General features: G+C 46.1%; 24 protein-coding genes. 2 read left to right on the top strand and 22 right to left on the bottom strand.

Translation table 11 applies throughout. The features are described from left to right. Positions 1-240: 240 nt before the first annotated feature. Positions 241-1,140, top strand: a complete 900-nt coding sequence (locus tag H509_RS0114760) for an NAD-dependent epimerase/dehydratase family protein (RefSeq protein ID WP_028545764.1) — start codon at positions 241-243, stop codon at positions 1,138-1,140. 134 nt (positions 1,141-1,274) lie between these two features. Here the strand turns inward: H509_RS0114760 and H509_RS0114755 are convergent, their stop codons facing one another. After that, positions 1,275-2,453 carry a glycine C-acetyltransferase gene (locus H509_RS0114755; RefSeq protein ID WP_028545763.1) on the bottom strand — a complete coding sequence of 393 codons (1,179 nt, stop codon included), beginning with the start codon at positions 2,451-2,453 and terminating at the stop codon, positions 1,275-1,277. 375 nt (positions 2,454-2,828) lie between these two features. Beyond that, positions 2,829-3,887: an L-threonine 3-dehydrogenase gene (tdh, locus tag H509_RS0114750; RefSeq protein ID WP_028545762.1), complete on the bottom strand. Its 1,059-nt coding sequence runs from the start codon at positions 3,885-3,887 to the stop codon at positions 2,829-2,831. 186 nt (positions 3,888-4,073) lie between these two features. Between tdh and H509_RS0114745 the strand changes: the two genes are divergently transcribed. Then, on the top strand, positions 4,074-4,643 hold the full coding sequence (locus tag H509_RS0114745) for a helix-turn-helix domain-containing protein (RefSeq protein WP_028545761.1): 570 nt from the start codon (positions 4,074-4,076) through the stop codon (positions 4,641-4,643). A gap of 40 nt (positions 4,644-4,683) precedes the next feature. Here H509_RS0114745 and H509_RS0114740 read toward each other — a convergent pair whose 3' ends face one another. From H509_RS0114740 to H509_RS0114645, 20 genes are all read right to left on the bottom strand, one after another. After that, on the bottom strand, positions 4,684-5,733 hold the full coding sequence (locus H509_RS0114740; RefSeq protein WP_028545760.1) for a LacI family DNA-binding transcriptional regulator: 1,050 nt from the start codon (positions 5,731-5,733) through the stop codon (positions 4,684-4,686). A gap of 239 nt (positions 5,734-5,972) precedes the next feature. Continuing rightward, entirely contained in the window at positions 5,973-6,914 is a 942-nt protein-coding gene (locus H509_RS0114735; protein WP_028545759.1) for a C40 family peptidase, read from the bottom strand. A gap of 448 nt (positions 6,915-7,362) precedes the next feature. Continuing rightward, a complete protein-coding gene (locus H509_RS25450) occupies positions 7,363-8,262 on the bottom strand; it encodes a cation diffusion facilitator family transporter (RefSeq protein WP_051287192.1) in 900 nt (299 codons plus the stop codon). Between the two features lie 552 nt (positions 8,263-8,814). Further along, complete coding sequence (locus H509_RS0114725; protein ID WP_342663654.1) at positions 8,815-9,513, bottom strand: N-acetylmuramoyl-L-alanine amidase; 699 nt, start codon at positions 9,511-9,513, stop codon at positions 8,815-8,817. Continuing rightward, entirely contained in the window at positions 9,503-9,745 is a 243-nt protein-coding gene (locus H509_RS0114720; RefSeq protein ID WP_028546430.1) for a hypothetical protein, read from the bottom strand. Before H509_RS0114720 ends, H509_RS0114725 begins: the two co-directional genes overlap by 11 nt. A gap of 3 nt (positions 9,746-9,748) precedes the next feature. After that, the gene (locus tag H509_RS0114715) at positions 9,749-10,003 is read right to left on the bottom strand and encodes a hemolysin XhlA family protein (protein ID WP_028545757.1); all 255 of its coding nucleotides are present in this window, start codon (positions 10,001-10,003) and stop codon (positions 9,749-9,751) included. Between the two features lie 84 nt (positions 10,004-10,087). Then, positions 10,088-10,246 carry a hypothetical protein gene (locus H509_RS27725; protein WP_157277739.1) on the bottom strand — a complete coding sequence of 53 codons (159 nt, stop codon included), beginning with the start codon at positions 10,244-10,246 and terminating at the stop codon, positions 10,088-10,090. 18 nt (positions 10,247-10,264) lie between these two features. Further along, on the bottom strand, positions 10,265-10,396 hold the full coding sequence (locus H509_RS28605; protein ID WP_281169738.1) for a CD1375 family protein: 132 nt from the start codon (positions 10,394-10,396) through the stop codon (positions 10,265-10,267). 7 nt (positions 10,397-10,403) lie between these two features. Next, complete coding sequence (locus H509_RS0114700; RefSeq protein ID WP_028545756.1) at positions 10,404-10,838, bottom strand: hypothetical protein; 435 nt, start codon at positions 10,836-10,838, stop codon at positions 10,404-10,406. 15 nt (positions 10,839-10,853) lie between these two features. Continuing rightward, positions 10,854-11,834, bottom strand: coding sequence for a Kelch repeat-containing protein (locus tag H509_RS0114695; RefSeq protein ID WP_028545755.1), 981 nt, complete (start codon positions 11,832-11,834; stop codon positions 10,854-10,856). 11 nt (positions 11,835-11,845) lie between these two features. Beyond that, positions 11,846-13,009, bottom strand: coding sequence for a hypothetical protein (locus H509_RS26840; protein ID WP_028545754.1), 1,164 nt, complete (start codon positions 13,007-13,009; stop codon positions 11,846-11,848). A 62-nt stretch (positions 13,010-13,071) separates the two neighbouring features. Then, on the bottom strand, positions 13,072-13,710 hold the full coding sequence (locus tag H509_RS0114685) for a hypothetical protein (RefSeq protein WP_028545753.1): 639 nt from the start codon (positions 13,708-13,710) through the stop codon (positions 13,072-13,074). After that, positions 13,703-14,887: a baseplate J/gp47 family protein gene (locus H509_RS0114680; protein WP_028545752.1), complete on the bottom strand. Its 1,185-nt coding sequence runs from the start codon at positions 14,885-14,887 to the stop codon at positions 13,703-13,705. The genes H509_RS0114685 and H509_RS0114680 overlap by 8 nt, the downstream gene beginning before the upstream one ends. Beyond that, positions 14,850-15,227 carry a contractile injection system sheath initiator gene (locus tag H509_RS0114675; protein ID WP_028546429.1) on the bottom strand — a complete coding sequence of 126 codons (378 nt, stop codon included), beginning with the start codon at positions 15,225-15,227 and terminating at the stop codon, positions 14,850-14,852. Before H509_RS0114675 ends, H509_RS0114680 begins: the two co-directional genes overlap by 38 nt. After that, positions 15,224-15,496, bottom strand: a complete 273-nt coding sequence (locus tag H509_RS0114670) for a hypothetical protein (protein WP_028545751.1) — start codon at positions 15,494-15,496, stop codon at positions 15,224-15,226. Before H509_RS0114670 ends, H509_RS0114675 begins: the two co-directional genes overlap by 4 nt. Positions 15,497-15,546: 50 nt before the next feature. Continuing rightward, positions 15,547-16,344, bottom strand: a complete 798-nt coding sequence (locus H509_RS0114665) for a phage protein (RefSeq protein ID WP_028545750.1) — start codon at positions 16,342-16,344, stop codon at positions 15,547-15,549. Then, complete coding sequence (locus H509_RS0114660) at positions 16,328-16,648, bottom strand: phage baseplate plug family protein (protein ID WP_028545749.1); 321 nt, start codon at positions 16,646-16,648, stop codon at positions 16,328-16,330. Before H509_RS0114660 ends, H509_RS0114665 begins: the two co-directional genes overlap by 17 nt. A gap of 53 nt (positions 16,649-16,701) precedes the next feature. After that, positions 16,702-17,442, bottom strand: a complete 741-nt coding sequence (locus tag H509_RS0114655; protein ID WP_028545748.1) for a LysM peptidoglycan-binding domain-containing protein — start codon at positions 17,440-17,442, stop codon at positions 16,702-16,704. Between the two features lie 49 nt (positions 17,443-17,491). After that, positions 17,492-19,348, bottom strand: a complete 1,857-nt coding sequence (locus H509_RS0114650; protein WP_028545747.1) for a hypothetical protein — start codon at positions 19,346-19,348, stop codon at positions 17,492-17,494. Between the two features lie 163 nt (positions 19,349-19,511). Then, positions 19,512-19,796, bottom strand: a complete 285-nt coding sequence (locus tag H509_RS0114645; RefSeq protein ID WP_028545746.1) for a hypothetical protein — start codon at positions 19,794-19,796, stop codon at positions 19,512-19,514. Positions 19,797-19,811 lie beyond the last annotated feature (15 nt).

The raw sequence follows: 19,811 nt of genomic DNA, 5'->3' as shown, positions 1-19,811 counted from the left end.
GATAAAATTTAAAACTTATAGACTTTATAATTTGGGGCAAATAAAGTTATTTTTTGCACAATATTATTCATGTATCCTTCGCTCGGCATAAGCAGAGGTTCCCCCTATAACGTGTCTGACACACCTCATCACTCCACTCCCCCCAGACAGGAATAGCTTGACATGCACCGAATAAACAATCATAGGGGTACATCATCAAGTCGTGATTAGCATGATAAATTGCGCAGGAGGAGATTGATCATGAATAAAGTACTAGTATTGGGTGGAACACGCTTCTTCGGCAAGAAGCTCGTCCAATTGCTGCTTGAAGATGGAGCGGACGTTACGTTAGTAACTCGTGGGCAAACTGCGGATTCATTTGGCGATCAAGTGAAACGTCTTCAACTCGATCGTACAGATCGCAGGGCGTTGGCAGCTGCTGTTGGTGAGAGCGAGTGGGATGTCGTGTACGATAACATCTGTTTTTATCCTCAGGATGCGCTTTCTGCTTGTGAGATCTTTGCTGGCAAAGTGAAGCGATACATCTTCACATCGACTATGGCCGTATATGAATTCGGAGATCTACTGCATCCGGAAGAGGATTTTAATCCTTATACGTATCCTGTTCCAGTAAAACTTCCTGCTGAGCCATCCTATGCAGAAGGGAAAAAGTTAGCCGAGGCGGTGCTGTTCCAACAGGCTCCGTTTCCAGTCTGTGCCGTTCGTTTTCCTATTGTGCTTGGCACTGACGATTACACGAAGCGGCTGTTGTTTCACATCGAGCGTGTGCAGCAAGGACTGCCTATAGGGATTCCGAATCTGGATGCGGTCATGGGCTTTATTACTTCTGACGAAGCGGCTCGCTTCTTATTCTGGTTGAAAAATCAGCATTTCGAAGGACCTGTGAACGCACGCTCCGATGGGGAGTTGTCCATCGGTCAAATTATGAAGCTGATTGAAGCCGAGGTGGGCACAAAAGCGCTCATTGAGAAGCCTGCGGCAGCAGGCGACATTCTGAAGCAGGCGGACGGCTCTGCGTCCCCATTCGGAATCACGGCCAGTTGGCGGATGGACACAAGTAAAGCCGTGCAACACGGGTTTGTGTTCGATGATGTTGCGGAGTGGTATCCGAGGCTGGTCAAGGAGTTGGCTTCGCAGTAGTAGCAAGCGAGTCGGATGCTTCTTATAAACGAGCCTCAAAAAAAGGCTACCACAATGCCCTGCGGCACTATGGTAGCCTTACCTGCCTTACCTGCCTTACCTGCCTTACCTGCCTTACCTGCCTTACCTCTTACTTAAATCAATCCAAACTCTCGTCCTACTCGCTCCAGTACGTCAGCGGCAAACTCCAAATCTTCCTTCGTATGCTGTGCGGTTACGATGAGGCGTACACGCCCTTTGTCCATCGCCACCGTCGGGTAGACGATGCCTTGTGCACACAGTCCTTCTTCCAGCAGTCGCTTCGAGAACGCAAGCGCTCGCGCCGACTCGCCAACGATGATAGGAATGATCGGCGTCTCACTGTCGCCGGTATTAAATCCGAGCTGTTGCAGCTTCGTACGGAAGCTTGTTGCATTTGACCATAGAAGCTCCGTCAGTTCCGGCTCTCCTTGCAGCACTTCAATAGCTGCAATACACGATGCTGCAACTGAAGGCGGCAGCGACGTACTGAACAGAAACGCACGCGCACTGTTCACCATTAAGTCTTTTGCAACTTGGGCAGTTGCTACATAACCACCTACCGACCCAACCGCCTTGGACAACGTACCAATTTGGAAATGTACACGTCCGTTCAGGCCAAAATGGTCGGTCGATCCTTTGCCATACTTGCCAAGCACACCGCTCGCGTGTGCATCATCCACGTACACGAGCGCATCGTAACGCTCAGCCAGCTCTACGATGGCAGGCAGCGGCGCAATGTCGCCGTCCATGCTAAACACACCATCCGTCACAACGATCTTCTGACGGAACGAGTCGCATTCTTTCAGCACCGCTTCAAGTTGATTCATGTCTTTATGGGCAAAAATACGCCGATTCGCCTTCGTTAAACGAATGCCGTCAATGATACTTGCATGATTTAACTCGTCGCTGATCACAACATCGTCTGCGCCCAGAATCGTGCCAAGCACCCCTTGATTGGTCGTAAACCCGGATTGAAACACAAGTGCCGCTTCCGTTCCTTTAAAGGCAGCCAACTTCTGCTCCAACTCATCATGAATAGCCAATGTTCCCGTAATCGTTCGAACGGAACCTGCTCCTACGCCGTATTTCTCCGTCGCTGCAATAGCGGCTTGCTTAAGCTTAGGGTGGTGAGTCAGTCCCAAATAGTTGTTAGAGGACATCTGCAGCACCCGCTTGCCGCCTGCTAACGTCATCCATGCGTCTGATCCGTCTTCCCAGACGGTCAGCGGACGGTAACGTCCTGCTTCTTTAAGCTCCTGTAGTTGCTGCGAAATGATATCAAAACCTGCCATACTTATAACCTCCCTGCTCATTTATCGTACTCAACTCCCGACCATCTGCCGGCTGCACCAACCAATCGTGCTTTTCCACATCAACACATCAAACACTTCAGGATGAACACCTTAATTTCATAGCCTATAAATGCACCTATAGCTGCGCATCTATAACTCATTCCACATGTGTACAACAGAACCTTTTGCACAATATGACAAAAGATTAGCAAAACTAGCTGCCCTCATCTCAAAGCAATTACAGCACCGTCGTTGCAGTGTATGTTTCCTTTCACTGCCATCCGAACAATCTGTACGCTTGATAACACATTCGCCGTCTAACAGTCGCACCGTCTAACTTACAACTATACAATTGATGTGGCTGCTTGCATAAACTCAAGATGATGTCCGGTCATGCCAGAACACAATTTTACCGCAATTACCAGAAGCCATTAAAGCAAATGCCTCTTCGTACTGATCCAATGTAAAATGATGCGTCACCAGCGGCGACAAATCAATGCGGCCGCGCTCCAGCAACCCTTTAAGCTGGTACCACGTATCATACATCCGACGCCCTGTAATGCCGTGAATGTGCAGCCCTTTAAAAATGATGTCCTGTGCCAAATCAAACGGCACTTCCTTTGTAGGAATACCTAACAAGGAGACACGTGCCGCTTGTGAAGCCGCTTTCAAGGAATCCCTAATCGCATCAGGATGTCCAGACATCTCTAGGACGACTTCTACACCTTCACCATCAGTCTCCTCCATAATAACATCTACAAGTGACTGTTCGCGGCTGTTGATGACAACGTCAGCCCCCATCGTTTTGGCCATCGCAAGACGATAAGGATTAATATCGACCGCAAATATCGTACCGCTGCCGCAAGCTTTTGCTACTGCAATGGCCATCAGTCCGATCGGCCCGACGCCAACTACGGCGACGCTTTTTCCTACAATATCACCGCTAAGTACCGTTTGTACGGCGTTGCCAAGCGGATCTTGAAGGCAGGCAATCTCTAACGGTAAATTAGGATCGTTATGGATCACATTGCTCGCCCGCACAATGGCATATTCCGCAAAGCAGCCTGGAATTGTAATGCCGAAGCTTTTCGTGTTTTTGCATACATGAGCATTTCCTGTACGACAAGGCTTACATTGGCCACATACAACATGTCCTTCGCCCGATACATAGTCACCTATTTTCACATTCGTTACTTCATCCCCGATTGCTTCCACAATACCTGCAAATTCGTGTCCAAATACGTTAGGTGTCACAACCGTCTTTGAAGCCCATTCGTCCCATTTGTATATATGAACGTCCGTACCACATATAGACGAAGTCTTCACACGCACAAGCACATCATGAGGTCCGCAAGTCGGAATGGGTACTTCTTTTAACACGGCACCGGGCTTGCGCTCATCTTTCACTAATGCGATCATCGTTCCGTTTAACATTTGATTGCCCCTCTCCGCTTTTTTTCATAAAATAGAGTGTATAACGATTAACTCATCCATCTTAAATACATCAAATTTCATCTTGTATATTATATTACACATTTGTGCACTATATTGCACATGTATTTTTGTAGCATGTTGGATGGCTTTTCGTATATGCGCGGAAGAGACAGAGAGGGGACAACCATGCAAGAACAAATTCATCGCAAGATCGGTAAGAACTTGCAAGAAATTCGCAAATCTCGTGGACTGAGCCTTGATGCCGTAGCTGAGTTAAGCGGTGTAAGCAAAGGGATGCTTGGTCAGATTGAGCGCGGGGAATCGAATCCAACCATTTCAGTCCTATGGAAAATTGTAAACGGTCTTCGAATCTCCTTTGCTACCTTGATGGAAGATTCTGCGCCGCAGGTTACGATCGTGAAGATGGAGGACACCACCCCGCTAATTGCGGAAGACGGCGCTTATCGTGCATATCCCATTTTTCCTTTTGAGCAGGATCGCGGATTTGAAGTATACAATGTCGTCATAGAGCCCGGCAACTCGCATACATCTGAAGCTCACTATGAAGGCGTTGAAGAATTTATTATGGTCATGGAAGGCGAGTTGCGCGTAGAGGTTGGCGGTGAGACCTATATGCTACAGCCAAGTTTAGCCATTCGTTTCTCTGCGGATCAACCGCATACGTATTATAACGATACGGATAAGACGATCCGTTACACCGCACTTATTCATTACCCTTCTTCTAATAAGCGGTAAGGAATAATATGTAGATAAAGAAAAGAGCGGCCTAGTTAGACTAGGTCGCTCCTTCTGCTATAGTTGAAGCACGTTTGATCAATGTAAATGGCAGCAACATACGAAATGGAAACGGATAAGGATTGTCCAAGCCATCGAGCAGTACTTTAGCTGCCGCATACCCCATCTCGTATTTCGGGATATGTACGGATGACAGGGGCGGTGTGCTGAATCGGGCAAATTCAATATCGTCGATGCCGATAAAAGCGATATCCTTCGGAATGGACAAACCCTCTTCAGTAACGGCACGCATAGCAGCAATGCCCATCATATCACTCGCGCAAAACATCGCTGTAGGCTGATCCTCTGTTCGCACTAGTCGTTTCATCTCAGTATAGCTGCGATCTGCATCCCACTCGGCATTAATCGTCCAAGCCGGATTCAGTTCAAGTCCCTCTTCCTCTAACGCAAGCCGATACCCTCGATACCGTTTTTCTCGCTCCAATTGTCCAAGCAAGCCTGCTCCACCAATAAAGCCAATACGACGATGTCCAAGCTCAATTAAATGTCGTACCGCTATACGTGCGGCGTTCATCCGATCATAAGAAATAACAGGTATGGCAGGGTCCGCAACATCAATACCAACGATGTTAGGCACCCGTTCCTTCAACCATTTGTATTGTGATGCCTCCATTCCTTCTACACAAATAATACCGCTAAGATTGCGGGATTTCAGCAGCGAGTCAAACAAAGCCTCGCTTTTTAATTCGGCTTGTGTATGAAGGAAAGACAAAGACGTGCCCGCTTCTAGCAGCTTGGCTTCTATTCCTTGGATAATAGGCGAAAAGTACGGATGATTATACTTGTTGTCAGGAAGCGAAAGAATGCACCCGACCGCATGGGCGGATGTTATCGGCTGAGACTGCTGCGGGCGCGAGTTCCTCTTTTGCTTAGCTGCCTGAGGCGCACGGTATTGAAGCGCTTTTGCGGCTTTCCATATTTTCTGCTTTGTCTCCTCGCTGATACGTCTGCTGTCATCCTGATTAATGACACGTGATACCGTTGATATGGAGACTCCTACCTGCTCTGCGATATCTTTAAGTGTGGCCATGCTCTCCTCCCCAAGAAGTGCGACGTATAGGCTGCGAACAGTATATGGTAAATTATATCGGCCCTGTCCCTTAAAGGAAAGAGGCCTTTTATGTTTTTGTGCTGGAGACGATAAAAAGAACCGCTCCGCATCACAATTCAGATACGGAACGGTCCTTCTAATATAACAATATGATGGCTGTAATCATATGATTCATAAGTTATTGATTAGTGATCTACCCATGCTACACGAGTGCAATCTTACTTCACAACACTACCCCCGTATAAGAAACGATGTTCCCATGCGTTACCAAGCACACTGTCCGTACGTACCCCGCCTGAAGCTTTTGAGTATGTATGCAGGACTTTACCGTTCCCCATATATATACCGACGTGCGTTATTCGCTCTGTGTTCTTGTTTACATTGCTGTAAGCAGACTGCTTGGAGCCGCGGTATGTGCCAAAGAACATCAGATCGCCGCGATTCAGAGAGCTTATACTCTTCTTTACGGCTGAGTTGGATTTGATATAATCCCCTTGTTTGCGTGAATCTGCTGGCAGCGTGATCCCGATCGCTTCCTTGAACGTGTGTCTGACAAAATCAGAACAATCAAATGTCCGTGTACTGTTACGGTCAGACCCGTATTCGTAAGGTGTTCCTAAATATGTTAACCCCGTGCTAATGACTTTCTCTACTTTGGAGCTTGCCGGCAATTGGGATGAACCTGATTGTGTATCATCCGGACCGACTGCCTGTCCGCTCACTTTTATGTATTTGCTGCTCGTACTTAAGTATCCTGCATTACCTTTTTCATCTCGAACTTGATACCAACTACTGTTCGGTTTACTCAAGATCGTAACCTTCTCGCCTTTCTTCACCATACGAATGATCTTACCGGACGTCGATGCCTTCTCTCGCATATTTACCGATGCGATGATGTCCCCCGTTGATGAAGTAGCCGTAGCAGTTGCTCTTGCTGTGGTTAAATTTTGTGTCCTGCTTTCATTGATGAGAGCTTGCAGTTCATTTATGTCTGGATCACCTTCATCCATCAAAAACTGACTTGTATTCGACACCGTTGGTGAAGTCATCCTAACATCCAGTTCAGATGGAGCAGCCTCCACCCCTGTAGCTAGCAATAGCGTTTGCGATGCTATCGTCATCATCATCATACCTAAGAGTAGTTTGTTCATTTTCTTCATGAGTAGCCTCCTTGTTGTCCTTGATCCCACTTTCAGAATCGCTTCGTGATCATATGTTGTGGGCAGGTTCATGCATGAGTCGATGTTCACATGTTCAAATTGTAAATTTCTAGGGTAGTACTATACAGTTTTCATAAATTGTATCTTGATTCCATACAATATCTTCACTATAACAGTTCAATTTGTCGAATTATATCGGACTATACGCTTAAAAATGACTAAAATGTAACTTATTAATAGTCCAAAAGAACTAAAATAAAGTTATTTTTTTGTTTCCGCCTGAATTAAGTAGGTATAATTATCTACATATATGAACATAAGCCCATTTAGTTATGTAATTATATTCACCCTTTTTTACTTTCCATTCCTCATACAAATAAAAAAACCAGAATCAGCAGCATCTATTCTGCCACGATTCTGGTTTCATTCAGCTCTGCAACGTAACCTATCATATATGCTGAAGTTTCTCCGGCTGCGGTTCATCCATCGGCTCCACATGGACCTGCACACTGGTAATGTTGTGCTTTTTTAACATCCGCCGTTCGACATCATCACAAATTTCATGGCTCTCGATGAGTGTTAACCCTGGATCAACCTGCACAACAACATCAACAAGCACATGATTGCCATGCAGCCGAGCCTTCACATCTCGGATTACGCGTACACCTTGTGTCTTCTCTATCGTCGTACGTATTGTTTGGAGCTGATTCTCATCGAATCCATCCGTCAACGCATGGGTTGCATTTCTGAATATTTCCCAAGCTGTCTTTAAAATTAGAAAACTGACCGTCAGTGCAGCCAACGGATCAAGCCACGGCAAACCAAACTGAGAGCCAAATATTCCTACAGCGGCACCGATACTGACCATCGCATCAGAACGGTTGTCTTGCGCAGCCGCCATTAAAGCCTGGTTGTTAATTCTCTTCGCCAGCCTGTAATTGTACATATATACAAAGAACATGACCACCGCACAGCCCAAGGCCACCCAGGCTGTAATCAAGTCTGGCGTCTCGGCCCGGCCTTCTATAAGTGACATCAAGGTCGAATAGAGCACCTGCAACCCTACCGTAGCCATAATAAAAGACGCGATCAGTGCTGATACCGTCTCTGCTCTAAAATGCCCATATGGATGATCGTGATCAGGCGGCTTCTGCGAAATCCGCAGTCCAATAAGTACCGCAACTGACGCAACGATGTCAGTTAAGTTGTTCCAACCGTCCGCTTGAAGCGCAGCCGAATGAAAGGAGAATCCGAAGCCTAGCTTCGTCAATGAAAGCGCGACATAAGCTATAATACTGAGCCACGCCCCTTTTTCTCCTTGCTTCATTTCTGCGTACACGTCCACCACATTGTGCCCCTCCCTGTTTTTCCTTTCCGGCAACAGAAGTTTCCGATACATTGATGTTAACAAATGAAACATGAGTGGGTCTATAGAAACAGTGTTGAGCCCTTTTAAAGGTGTTGCAGCCCTTTTGTTTTGTTGGGTCGGCAAATAAAAGTTGAAAGGATGCAACTTTAACTTTTTGTACATATCGTTCCATCGTCAAACCGTTCCTATTATAGGATGTACAATTGAGAGGATAAATATGTATGTATAATAGGACCACACTGGCATATGACGCACTAAAGTGCCGTCCTGCTCCCTTTTTGCAGCAAGACGGCTTTCACAGCTAAATTTGTAAGTGGAATGAAAATAAGTTCACCAGAAGAGGGGATTAACACAGGAGGAATAATGTGCAAGGCGTTGCTGGAGCAGCTTCACCACACGTGCTAAATCCTATTTTCCAAATATAAAGGCCAGGCTGCACAAAAGCAGCATCGGTACAATGTAGCAGCAGAATAACGTTCCTTTGATCTTATCGCTGAAGCTGCTCGCGTATATCTGTATGAGTTAGAAGTATCATTTTGCAAAAATTAACGCCGCCTGCTTGCTGCTGTTGTCCCATTCCACCTTCGCTTTAACTTCAGCAGCCAATGCCCTTGCTGGAACATACACTTGCCCATCAACGAGCAAACCGTTCAGCATAACTGGCGTTTTATTGTCACTGCATACAATCTTGACCTTAACCGCCTCTGCACCTGCATCTTTAGAACCCGGTTGATCGCTGTTATTCATCTGCTCCGCTTGACGTTGAATCAACTGCATAAATGTTTGCCAATGCGGAAGCAGGCGGGACGGGCATGCTTTGCCGCTCCAATGCTTGTGCGGGACGATATTTTGCAGTGGAATGCTATGTTTTATCATCAAGCTGGCGATCAATTCCGCTGCGCTGCGCCAGGCCAGCATCTCATTTATTCCGTCGTACATACAAATTTCGATGCCGATAGACAACGTGTTACCCGGACCATCTCCATCTCCGGCATGCCAGCCTTGTTCGTGATCTTGCAAATGTTGATAGATCACCTGATCATCAACCGTATAGTGCCAGCTTTTGCTTATGCCGCCGCCGCTGCCATTAAGCTGAAAACGCGCGTGTGCTTCCGCTGTCGCACCTCTCGCTGTATTGTCGGTGTTATGGACCGTAATATAACGAGGTTTCATGCTTCGGTTTGGTTTATTTGGGGCTCCTGCGGGGAGGAGCATCGATTTAATGTTCATAGGTATCCTCTTTCTTTTTTGTAAATTGATAGGCCCCCGTTGCAGACAGGCCAATGACGGAGATCAGCACTAGCTTCTGCTGAATAAATACAGGAACTAGCACAAATACGGCCGCTACCAATAGCGCCGTCACATGTGTCCATTTGTCAGCGAGGCCAAAGCCTCGTGCAACGCCGACGTAAGCGGCCACAAGCGCCGCCAGTGTCAAAATATCATTCGAGATCACTTCCATTGGTTACGGCCTCCCATCCATAGCAAGTTTGATTAGTCCCATAATGACTGCTCCGACAACGGTCGTAGCAAGCCAAAAGATCGTCTTGTCGATGCGATCAAGACGATGATGGGCCGAGCGCGTAGATTCGAGCGCTTTATGGGCCGCTTCCTTGGCGTCGTCCGCCACTTCGCGGACGTCCGTCATCGAGTCGAGCTTGGTCTCGACGCGTACGATGCGCTCGCGAATATCGGAGAGCATGCGAGTCTGCGTGTCCATCCGTGTTCCCCCTTTCAAATGTAAAGCCCTCGACGTGGGCCGAGGGCTTTTTGGCGTAAATCTATACAAATCAACTCCAATATACTACTCAACTTCTGATTGATTATGATGTTCTTTCTCCAATTGTTCGAATACTAGCAAAGCTACATTCACCTGCTTGCGCTCCTCTAATAATCTATACAAAGAAGCATCAATCACATTTAATTGGAATTGTAAATTTTCCTTTTCCTTATTATAGGTCATAAAATCACCTCATTAACTTTATATTTGTGCTATGTTTTTCCCATTAATGATTAAATTTACAGCATCCTGCAACTCTTCTGGTACACTTTCGATGTCACGACGTCCTGCTAATATAAGTTCTGCATATATATAAACCATATTTTCTATCATCCGATTCTCACCCCTTTGTCGATAGCTGATTTAATTCCTTTTTCAAAGCTAGCATTTCTTCATATACACTTGCTAAAGCAGTCATAGTATTCAGATTTTTCTGCTCCAGCTTAAAGATCTGATCCTCGGGTTTCTTTGCAAATTGTGTGAAAATAATATCATCAACAATAGCCGCTTTATGATGCTCAATACTTTCAAGTGCATTTTCGGTTGTAATTTTTTGATATCCTTGAACGAAAGGAAGATAGGGCTGAATAAAAGTACGATTATCAACAACCAAAATATAATATCTTGCATCTTCCTGCCCCTCAAATTGATTTTCGATGAAATGACCTGCATATTGTTCCTCAAATTTATGAACACTGTACTGGCAAGAAAGTTGACTTACAAATGTATCTAGCTCTGTTTCGCTACACGTAAGTTGTATATTTTTATAAATCATATTTCCATCCCCTTATTACATCGTTAATTCGTACAAGGTTTGTGTGATGTTTCCGGTGCCTTGCTGTATGCCCCCAACAACATATCCTTTTCCATTAAGGCTAGCCCCTCTAGCATAATACACATTGGACGGGCAAATAGGTCCTATAATCCAAGCATTTGTAGTAGGATCATAACAAAACGTTTTACTGCTAGTTGAATTTTGAATAACATACATTTTTGAGTTTAACACCCAATGCGGGGATTGGGAGACTTGCTCTGGTAAATCCGCTACTTGTGTCCAAGCATTAGTATTAGGGTCAAATACATGGCACTGATTAGTTAGTTGTCCAAGCGATATTTCGCCTCCCATAACATAGAACTTATTATGGATAAACCCACCAGCAGCCCAAGCTCTTTGTAAAGGCATGCTCATAAGACCTGTAGAATAACCCACACTGTCCTGCCATTTGTAAAAACTACTATAATAACTCCCGCCATTCCATCCGCCTGCAATGTAGAGTGTATTACCATCGCCAGCGTGAGCAGCACAGGGGCCTTGAGCGTATACGATGTTATTTTTAGTTTGCCATGAATTTCCGACAGTGTCATACATGACATGTGTATAGTAATCATCTGTACCCGAATCAATATGAATATATTGCCCTCTTGCCGCAACCCAGCCATCTGTTTTCTTGTATAAACAATTAGCTAAATATGTCCATGTATTTGTGTTGGGGTCCCATCTTTCATTCGTGTAAGTCCCGCTGCCGCTGTAATCATTGTTATATCTGCCACCTATATAATATAGATAACCATTTACACCAACCGCTTGGCCTTGTTTTCTGGCATATTGAAAATTAGACTTTTGTGTCCAATAAGCGGCTGACCAAATACCTACCCAAATGCCACCTATTTTCGTAAAAATACGTTTAGCCTGCTGCCAAACTCCTCCCACTTTAGCATAAACTAATTTACCAGCTTTCCATTCTCCGGCCTGCTTAACGCTGATAGGCATCAGATCACTCCTTAATATTGAATCCAAATCTCGCCTTCATTCCCTTCATGATTAGCAGGGGCATGAGGGTAAACATGAGTTGCGCGAAGGGGAGAGCCGAATAGAAGCGCACTATTTTTCCTTGTAATAATTAACGGTCTATGAATCATATTTTCATTATTATCGTAAGACCAAATAGAGAAATCCGAGCCGTTGTTGAGACCATTTTCATTTCCCGTTAGACCAATACCCCATCGTAAGCCGGTGTTATTTCTGAGCTGATAATGAAGTAATCCTCCATCATTAGATCCAGCATTTGAATGCACAGACCCTGCATTATCAACATAAAATTTCCAAGTGTTACCTGAATTCATTCTTATAGCCGCACTTATATTGAGGGAACCATCTTTAGTAATACTCATCCTATTTTGATTCCCGACCAGGAAGGTCACATCATGATTAGAAGCCGTACCTATGAGTAACCCTGGAGCACCTCCAGAAAATCCTTGATCATGCACCTGAAAACGACTATCTATTAAGTCTGTTCTTACTTTGATCTGAGCGTTACTTCCGGAATAAACATCAAATATTCTGGACCAGCCTTCCACATTGCTTGGACTCGTCTGATTCCCTAGCATCGCATGCCCTTGATTATCTATAGCAAACATCCTTGTGCCAGCTCCATAGTCCCCATTGTAAATTCGCAAGGTTGGGCGACCACCTACATCATCCGATACCATATGAAAATTAGCTGTCGCTGGTAAACCAATCCCTAGTTGGATGCCGCTTCTATTTACATGCATACGTCCATTTAACTGCAAGTCCACAGTTGTAAGCGCATCGGAACTATCACGTCCATTTATTTGCAAAGTCTTATTATTTGCATCATAGAAAGATTGAAATTTGCCAATCCCATACGCTGATCCCAAAGAACTCACTTCAAAATAACCTTCAGTGATATTAATCCCTTTAGCCTTTAATTTATTACCTACAACAACTTCACCAGTAAATGTATCCCCGCTTTTGTTAACAGCCTTCTCCTGCAACTCCTTCAACGCTTCATACGTCGCATTCATCTGCCAGTTGAGCCAAGCCGCAGGGGGCTTATCCTGAACCTTCCAACCTTCGTCCAGCTTACTTTGCGGGGGCTTAACCCCCTTGGCTTTCCATTCGGGAAGTTCCTTTTCATATGCCATACATGTTCACCTCTAATTTCATTTCGTGTGCGAATCTAACCTATGAAGTGAAGCCGCTAACTTCACATAGGTAGCTCATAATCATTCCCCGGCACATACAAATCACCAAGCGTGCCGCCAACAGTCATCGCTTCATCGGCCAGGCCGTAATCACTGGACTCCAGTGTGTCTGACAATGAAGCTAATGCAAGCGTACCCATTAGCTCAACCTGGCCAACACGAACGCCAGCTGCAACCAGCTTCTCAACAAGCGACACAAATTGGCCAGGGCTCAAGCCAACACTGTTCAACTTTTCATAAGGTACTTCGTTAACGTGAATTGCTGCTGGCTCAGGCTCAAAAAGATCGTTGTACCGCTCAGAAAGACGAAACTCGTCAGGTGACGTGTTTAACGCCAACGCCAACACTTCAATGACAGAGTTCAGATTACCGCTGGCATTCATACGTGCCAGCTTGGAACGGAGCAGCATGCGGTAAACCTCATCTGTCGCTTGACCACGAGGTTGACCGAGATTACCGCCAATCATGTCAAGTGCAGCGCCCTCTGCATTATCGATACTCTTCCACGAAGAAATGCGCGCAATGGTCTCACTTAGCTCGTTCATCTGCACCAGCCAAACATCAACAAGCTTGGAGAAATGGCTTCCTTCTCTCGATACCAATTCCGGCAGCATCCCCATCACTTGTTCTAGCTTAAACATGGCTCACCGCCACCTTAATCCGATCTGGTGCCACCCTTGATACGTGGTAGAGCGGAACATCAACGTTACCGGACACATACTCACGATCACCCAGCTTCACTTTCAAATCCATTACTTCCTCTATCCCTGGCACATTTTGTATTGCTGTCAAAAGACGGCTAAATACGATACGAGAACCTTGAGCCAAGCCTGTGTAATCCTGCTGATCAGCGCCAATGCCACCAATATATTGAGCTATGGCCGTAATAATCTCATCTTGCCCTTTTGCAGGGAATGCAGAATTGGCAGCCACAGACACCTCCACATGAACGTCCAGCATCGTCATGCGGCTAAACTGTACTTTATGAAGATGACCACTAATATCCTTCACTTCAACACTTTCCCTACCATCCGTCCCAATACCCGCCGCCTTTTTGTCAAAGATGGCTTTGGCAATTTGTTCGGACTGTCCGCCATAGACATAAGCACGGATAGATTTGGGCGGTATTCCTTGTTCGTCTGTTTGCATCGTGTCGTTGACTTGCACGGCAGCGGACTTCACATCTGGTAGTTGCAGCAGTGCAGAAACGATCGCATCAATAGTAGCAGCATGACTGCCATCCCGTGCCGCTCGCAACCGGTCACGAAACTCCACATCATTTTCCTGTTCACGCCCATCCTCAGTTTCCCGCAAATTCGTAATACCCGTAATTTCTTTCAAAGGACTAAATGCCTCGACGATAGAGTGAGCAGGGACATTCCCCATAATGCCAGGTATAACAGCAGTGATGGCAGCAGTTCCTTTGCCACGATCATTCAAGGCGCATGGCGCAATCGTTGTAAACCAAATGCCTGTCTTTGTTCCTACCCGATAACCAGGTTGTACGATATAACCAGGCACCCCATTCAGTTCCACCACGCCGTGTGCAGGCTGCTCCAACTTGCGGCGCAATCCGTAGAACACTGCTAATGCATCCAGTTGGACACCCGTTGCATATTGAATATACGACTCATGATAAACCTGCTCCACGTCTTCCCACAGCACTGACAAGTGCCATGCAAATACTTGGAGCATCATACCAAGCGGAGACGACTCCGATGTATTCATATCTTGACCAAGCCTTTTTCCAAGCTCATTAACCATCTCTTCATAAATCTCGTTATACGTTTTGCGTTTCAATCCCGCTGAATTCAGCATATCGAAGTGTAACCTCCTCTCCATCCGTACCTGTGAGGGTCAACTGAACTGAAAGCTGACGGGTGTTCACATCCCATTCCAGTTCCATTTCATCGATCGATAAAATACGTGACTCTTCCGCCAGACATAACATGATCGCTTCGCGAATTCCTTCTTCACTAACTTGCTTTCCGAGCAACTTTTCATGATCCAACCCCATTTCTGGGGCAAAAAAATACTCGCCTAAGCGAGTTCCCAATCTGATTCGCACAGCCTGTGCAAGCTCATCCCGTCCATCAATCCAAGCCACTTGTCCATCTATCAGTTGAATATCCCCATCTAGCAGCTGCCAAGTTCTCATTCGGCCGCCACCTTCCCAACAATAATGCCGCCACCACTGTTTGCTTCAGTAAATACAACCAATACTCGGTTGCCGTTCTCAAGTATCACATCAGGCGAAAGCTCTAGCATAGGCAATTGATAGCGAATCGCCCCAATCTCGCCTTCCAATTCCACGTCTGCACGGCCTGCTTCCATATTAAGAATTGTCCCTATTTGTGCTCCTACTGTGCCAGACAGCTTATGCTCCATCCAAGCATCCAACGCTCCAACCGCTCGATTGGCCCCCATTGTGCTCCTCCTTCCTCGACTATGAAACAGTTCTCTGTACCAACTAAAAACTAGGACTCCTTCACTAAATCCACATCTGTAACAAATTGTTCCGCCGAAATGGTGTGTCTACCTTGTCTGACTTGATACACTCCGTTATTGTCCTCGCTCTCCAACCAGACGAGCGCACCAGCATGTAAACGGTGATTTAATAATGAGGTTGCCCGAACCCCCTTTATATCCCCATCTACAAAAGTTTGTGGGCTATCAAGCAAACCACTGCTTGCAGCTAGACGAATAGCGGTTCGATTGGCGGCAGAACTGCCCGATGCTTGAAAATGCAGCTTGCCTTGCCTTGTATAAGTCATAATTCCACAGGCCGCAGCAGCTCTCCGAATGGCTGCTACAGGATCGCCTTTTACAACAAAACCTTTGGCATACGTATAATCAGAGGGCAACGCTATTTCTCCATGAGGAATTTGCGCTTGATTTAGTAGATCGCGAATAATTTCACTTGCCTTTATACCTTTTCGATAAGATTGCACCACATGATAGACAGATACAGTTAAATCGTCTTTCACTTGAATGGTCGTAATTTGATCCATCTGCTCGCGCTTCGTTCGAATCTCAACGATATTACCTTGTAGTACCGTCCCTAAAGTACGACCATATCCCGCATTCACGATGACACGCATGCCATTACGAAGACTTGCTCGTGTATGCTTGGATAAATTGTATAACTCAATGGTAGATTCGTTGGCTTCTTTATCATCATCAAAGTCAACCACAACACGCATGGTCAGGTCTTGATACGTAAATTTGTATCCTCCAACAAGCACTTCACATTGGCGATTATATAAATATTCCATCATCTTCTCCCAAATGAATGTGCACCGATCGCCCAAGCGTATCCCAGGTTACATGCTCATTCAGATTATCTCCATAAGGTACAATCTCTTCCAACGGAAACAAAGGTGTCTCAATGGCTTCAAACAAAGGCACACCCCACACTAGTTTCACACCTAATGCAAGCGCACGTTCGCCTATTAGCAAGTCCACTGTAAAATAATCATGTTTATTGTTATAACGAATTTCAAACGTATACATACGACCACCTAAGTCCATCTCAAACGAGTAAGGAACCAACTCCTTATCAATGACAACAATTGCCACACACACTCCTCCTTCCCCAGAAACAGCTTTACCGTCGTAAAAGTGACTGCTATTTATAGAACACGGATCACCATTCCAGACTTCAGTATGGTGTAGCCATTAATGTTAGGATTTAATCCTTTTAATATATCGGGGCTTGTACGATACCTAGAAGCTATTGAATTCCAACTCTCACCATATACTACCGTGTGAGTTCGTGCCGCATGCTTCAAATTCGGGTTCATAGCTTTTTGTTTAGCACTCGCATTTTGCCCTATAGACAGGATCATGCCTACTGGTGGTGGAACGTGAGCATCTAAATGTGAGTTCCAACTACGAAGCTGATAGGAACTTGTGCCATAGTAACCAGCAATTTGCTCCCATGTCTGTCCTCTACGGACTGTATGTGAAATCGTTTTGGGACGATACGTTGCATTTTTTTGCCCGACACGGGTTATCGGCTTCAAGACCACCTTCCGTTTGGGAGGCAGCTTCTTGTAGCTAACCGTAACTACATGAATTTGCTTGAGCGTCATGGAAAAGCTCATCCCATTAGAGATGGAATTGTCATGCGCCGTTCTCAAGCTTGTAATCGCACAATTTAATAGCAAATTACGACCTGAATATTGAAGCAGTGTTCCTGCGTTCATTGCTTTAACTAAACGATGCCGATATTGATCTGCTTTAGGTCCAATTAATAGTCCTTCGAGATGGAGACTAACCGTATCTTTCTGGATATGATCTGTTATCGTTCCACCTTTTTCAACACTGTGACTACTCACCTGCACCGCATACTCCGGCTCTTCTGATGTCACAAATAAATCTATTCCACCTAAACGACTTAACTTTTGTGCTGATTTTTGCTTAATGAGAAGTCACCCCTCCCGGACCAACCTGCGGCTTAGGCATCTTACTTGTAATACTTCGTTCAAACGAGCGGAATGAAGCATCAAATTGCTCGCGCGCAATCCGTTTAATTTCATCAATCATCCGCATATCAACATACCCATTTACATTCAGGTTCATCACCACGTTGCTATTTGCACTTACATCCATCGTCCCTGTTCGTCCTGGTATCGGTGGTGGCATATTTAACGTCGGCGACGTAGATACAGGAACTCCCGTGCCTGTCATATCAGAATAAGGACGATAAGAAGTTGTTGCAGCGGAAGCAGTCGCAGGACCTATGCCTGTTTGGGGCACCATAGGTGCTCGTGCTGTGGCAGCCAATGGTGAAGCAGTTCCAGCTCTGCTTATGTTGTTCGTTAACGTTTGAGGGGACGGCAGCTTTTGAAGCTCATCCTTGCCTTGGTCTTCCTCTTTTGGGAGCAAAAACTTCTCAGCCGCCCATAAACCGGCATCAAGCGCCAGCCCTCCCAAAAAGCCGGCCGGTGTAAGCCGCAGCAGCTTGGTTGCTTTACTAACTACTTTGGCGCCTTTAAGCAACTTGCCGAACCACCCGACTTTTTTGGCAGCTGAAGCTGTTCTTGTTGCGGCGGATGCCGATTGAGCAGAAGCTCTAATCGCGTTTGCAGTTGTCGGAGCTGCTGCTTGCTGGGCCGCCCCTGCTGTTACATCAGCCGCTCCACGCATCGACTGTACCGCTTGGACCATATCCATAGAAGATTGAGCGACAGTTGCGACATTAGTTAACGTGGCAGATGGCTGACTGCTTCCATCGTCAGGCTGCTGCCCTTCTTTGTTGCTTCCGCCAAATAAGGCATACCCTGCTCCAATGGCCCCGGCGGCACCTGCAATGCCTAAAGCTGCTCTGCCTTTCCGGCTTTTCGGCAGCAAATGGGATAATTTCCACGCTGGTCCGTGCCTGTCTGTTCTTGTGCGTGATCCAGAGCCATCCTCACCTTGGGCTGCACGTCCTAACTCTTGTCTACCCGCTCCAGTGCTAGGCTCAGGAGGAGGTGCGGAAGATCCGCCCGAAGAAGAGCCTCTTCTTGAGTTCCGCTGATTCGCACCGGTATTTCGTCGATTACGTCTGCTTCTGCCCCCGTTATTCGAACTTCTCCTTGACTCCTGCGTAGGTTCTGAATCTTGACGTCCTTGGCGACCACGGGCACGGCGTGAATCTCTACGCCTCGAATCGCTCTGGGTATCAGGGGAGCCTCCTCCATTCCCGCCTGTTCCACCACTAGCAGGAGCACAACAGCTACAAGTGCAACCTCCATTGCTGTCACTGTTGTTATTGCCGGATTCCCCTCCTTTCCCTTGAAACCATTTCCGATACTCATCAATAGAAGTTTTAATTTTCTGAGGGCCTTCAAACAGAGCTACAACCGTATCCCCCAATTCCTTAAAAGGCTTCAAAACTTCATTACTGCTAATGATAGTCTTGCCAAAATCAGATTTCTGGAAATTTTCAGCCCACGGTTGCAGCTTCGGCTTATCGTCCGAAGTCTTGGCGGCAGCGGCACCTTGTACATTTGCTGCACCTGACTTTAAAGCGAACAATTGCCGCATAGCATCGCCCTGGTGAACCATAGCCACCTGAACTCGATCCAACGCCAGTTCCAAACGAGTTGTATTCAGAGTTGGCTGTAGTGGGTGAGCACTTGCTGCTGACTTCATTTTCATTGTAGAGAACAATAAATTTGACTGATTGCGAATCGTACTCGTCAGTATATTCAACGTCAATTCAAGCTCGTCTAGTTTCCCGTTCATCGTGCGGAGCTCACGGTGTGTATTTTTAACAATCCGATCATCCATTGTTTATTTCCCTCCTTTCCCGTATATCCATTCCATCGCCGCCGCAGCCTCACACAGTTCCTCAATGCTCATGCTGCTCGCCTCTGTATATGAAACGCCGCCCCGGTTGTTCAAGACGACCTGCCAGAACAGCTGCCGGAGCGGATTCAGGGTGATGGATTGCTTATACGTCGGATGATTCGGATTCCAAGGGTGTATCAACCATCCCCAGGAATCGTGCACATTCCAGCCATAACGGAGTCAAAAGATCAGATTTATCTTCAAGCCCCTCCCAATGGAGACGCGGAGATACGATGACATGCTGAAGGAAGAAATCCATCGATGCTTCGAGTTTCCAGCCGCCATCGGCCTTTAGCGCGACATCATACAGCCGCATTAGAGCACGCGCTCCTGGATGCTGTAGCACCAATTCTTCTCCATCAATCGTGACGATCTTTTGCTTGCTCATTTACATTCACCCTTT

The sequence above is a fragment of the Paenibacillus taiwanensis DSM 18679 genome, assembly GCF_000425125.1.
GTDB lineage: Bacteria > Bacillota > Bacilli > Paenibacillales > Paenibacillaceae > Paenibacillus_B > Paenibacillus_B taiwanensis.
Note: the sequence above shows the minus strand (reverse complement) of the source record. Positions and strands in the feature narration are given on the sequence as shown.

What these genes read in the sequence shown, in the direction of transcription:
- H509_RS0114760 (WP_028545764.1), top strand. Translation starts at nt 241, where the DNA reads ATGAATAAAGTACTAGTATTGGGTGGAACACGCTTCTTCGGCAAGAAG.
- H509_RS0114755 (WP_028545763.1), bottom strand. Translation starts at nt 2,453, where the DNA reads ATGGCAGGTTTTGATATCATTTCGCAGCAACTACAGGAGCTTAAAGAA.
- tdh (WP_028545762.1), bottom strand. Translation starts at nt 3,887, where the DNA reads ATGTTAAACGGAACGATGATCGCATTAGTGAAAGATGAGCGCAAGCCC.
- H509_RS0114745 (WP_028545761.1), top strand. Translation starts at nt 4,074, where the DNA reads ATGCAAGAACAAATTCATCGCAAGATCGGTAAGAACTTGCAAGAAATT.
- H509_RS0114740 (WP_028545760.1), bottom strand. Translation starts at nt 5,733, where the DNA reads ATGGCCACACTTAAAGATATCGCAGAGCAGGTAGGAGTCTCCATATCA.
- H509_RS0114735 (WP_028545759.1), bottom strand. Translation starts at nt 6,914, where the DNA reads ATGAAGAAAATGAACAAACTACTCTTAGGTATGATGATGATGACGATA.
- H509_RS0114725 (WP_342663654.1), bottom strand. Translation starts at nt 9,513, where the DNA reads ATGAACATTAAATCGATGCTCCTCCCCGCAGGAGCCCCAAATAAACCA.
- H509_RS0114720 (WP_028546430.1), bottom strand. Translation starts at nt 9,745, where the DNA reads ATGGAAGTGATCTCGAATGATATTTTGACACTGGCGGCGCTTGTGGCC.
- H509_RS0114715 (WP_028545757.1), bottom strand. Translation starts at nt 10,003, where the DNA reads ATGGACACGCAGACTCGCATGCTCTCCGATATTCGCGAGCGCATCGTA.
- H509_RS27725 (WP_157277739.1), bottom strand. Translation starts at nt 10,246, where the DNA reads ATGACCTATAATAAGGAAAAGGAAAATTTACAATTCCAATTAAATGTG.
- H509_RS28605 (WP_281169738.1), bottom strand. Translation starts at nt 10,396, where the DNA reads ATGATAGAAAATATGGTTTATATATATGCAGAACTTATATTAGCAGGA.
- H509_RS0114700 (WP_028545756.1), bottom strand. Translation starts at nt 10,838, where the DNA reads ATGATTTATAAAAATATACAACTTACGTGTAGCGAAACAGAGCTAGAT.
- H509_RS0114695 (WP_028545755.1), bottom strand. Translation starts at nt 11,834, where the DNA reads ATGCCTATCAGCGTTAAGCAGGCCGGAGAATGGAAAGCTGGTAAATTA.
- H509_RS26840 (WP_028545754.1), bottom strand. Translation starts at nt 13,009, where the DNA reads ATGGCATATGAAAAGGAACTTCCCGAATGGAAAGCCAAGGGGGTTAAG.
- H509_RS0114685 (WP_028545753.1), bottom strand. Translation starts at nt 13,710, where the DNA reads ATGTTTAAGCTAGAACAAGTGATGGGGATGCTGCCGGAATTGGTATCG.
- H509_RS0114680 (WP_028545752.1), bottom strand. Translation starts at nt 14,887, where the DNA reads ATGCTGAATTCAGCGGGATTGAAACGCAAAACGTATAACGAGATTTAT.
- H509_RS0114675 (WP_028546429.1), bottom strand. Translation starts at nt 15,227, where the DNA reads ATGAGAACTTGGCAGCTGCTAGATGGGGATATTCAACTGATAGATGGA.
- H509_RS0114670 (WP_028545751.1), bottom strand. Translation starts at nt 15,496, where the DNA reads ATGGGGGCCAATCGAGCGGTTGGAGCGTTGGATGCTTGGATGGAGCAT.
- H509_RS0114665 (WP_028545750.1), bottom strand. Translation starts at nt 16,344, where the DNA reads ATGGAATATTTATATAATCGCCAATGTGAAGTGCTTGTTGGAGGATAC.
- H509_RS0114650 (WP_028545747.1), bottom strand. Translation starts at nt 19,348, where the DNA reads ATGGATGATCGGATTGTTAAAAATACACACCGTGAGCTCCGCACGATG.
- H509_RS0114645 (WP_028545746.1), bottom strand. Translation starts at nt 19,796, where the DNA reads ATGAGCAAGCAAAAGATCGTCACGATTGATGGAGAAGAATTGGTGCTA.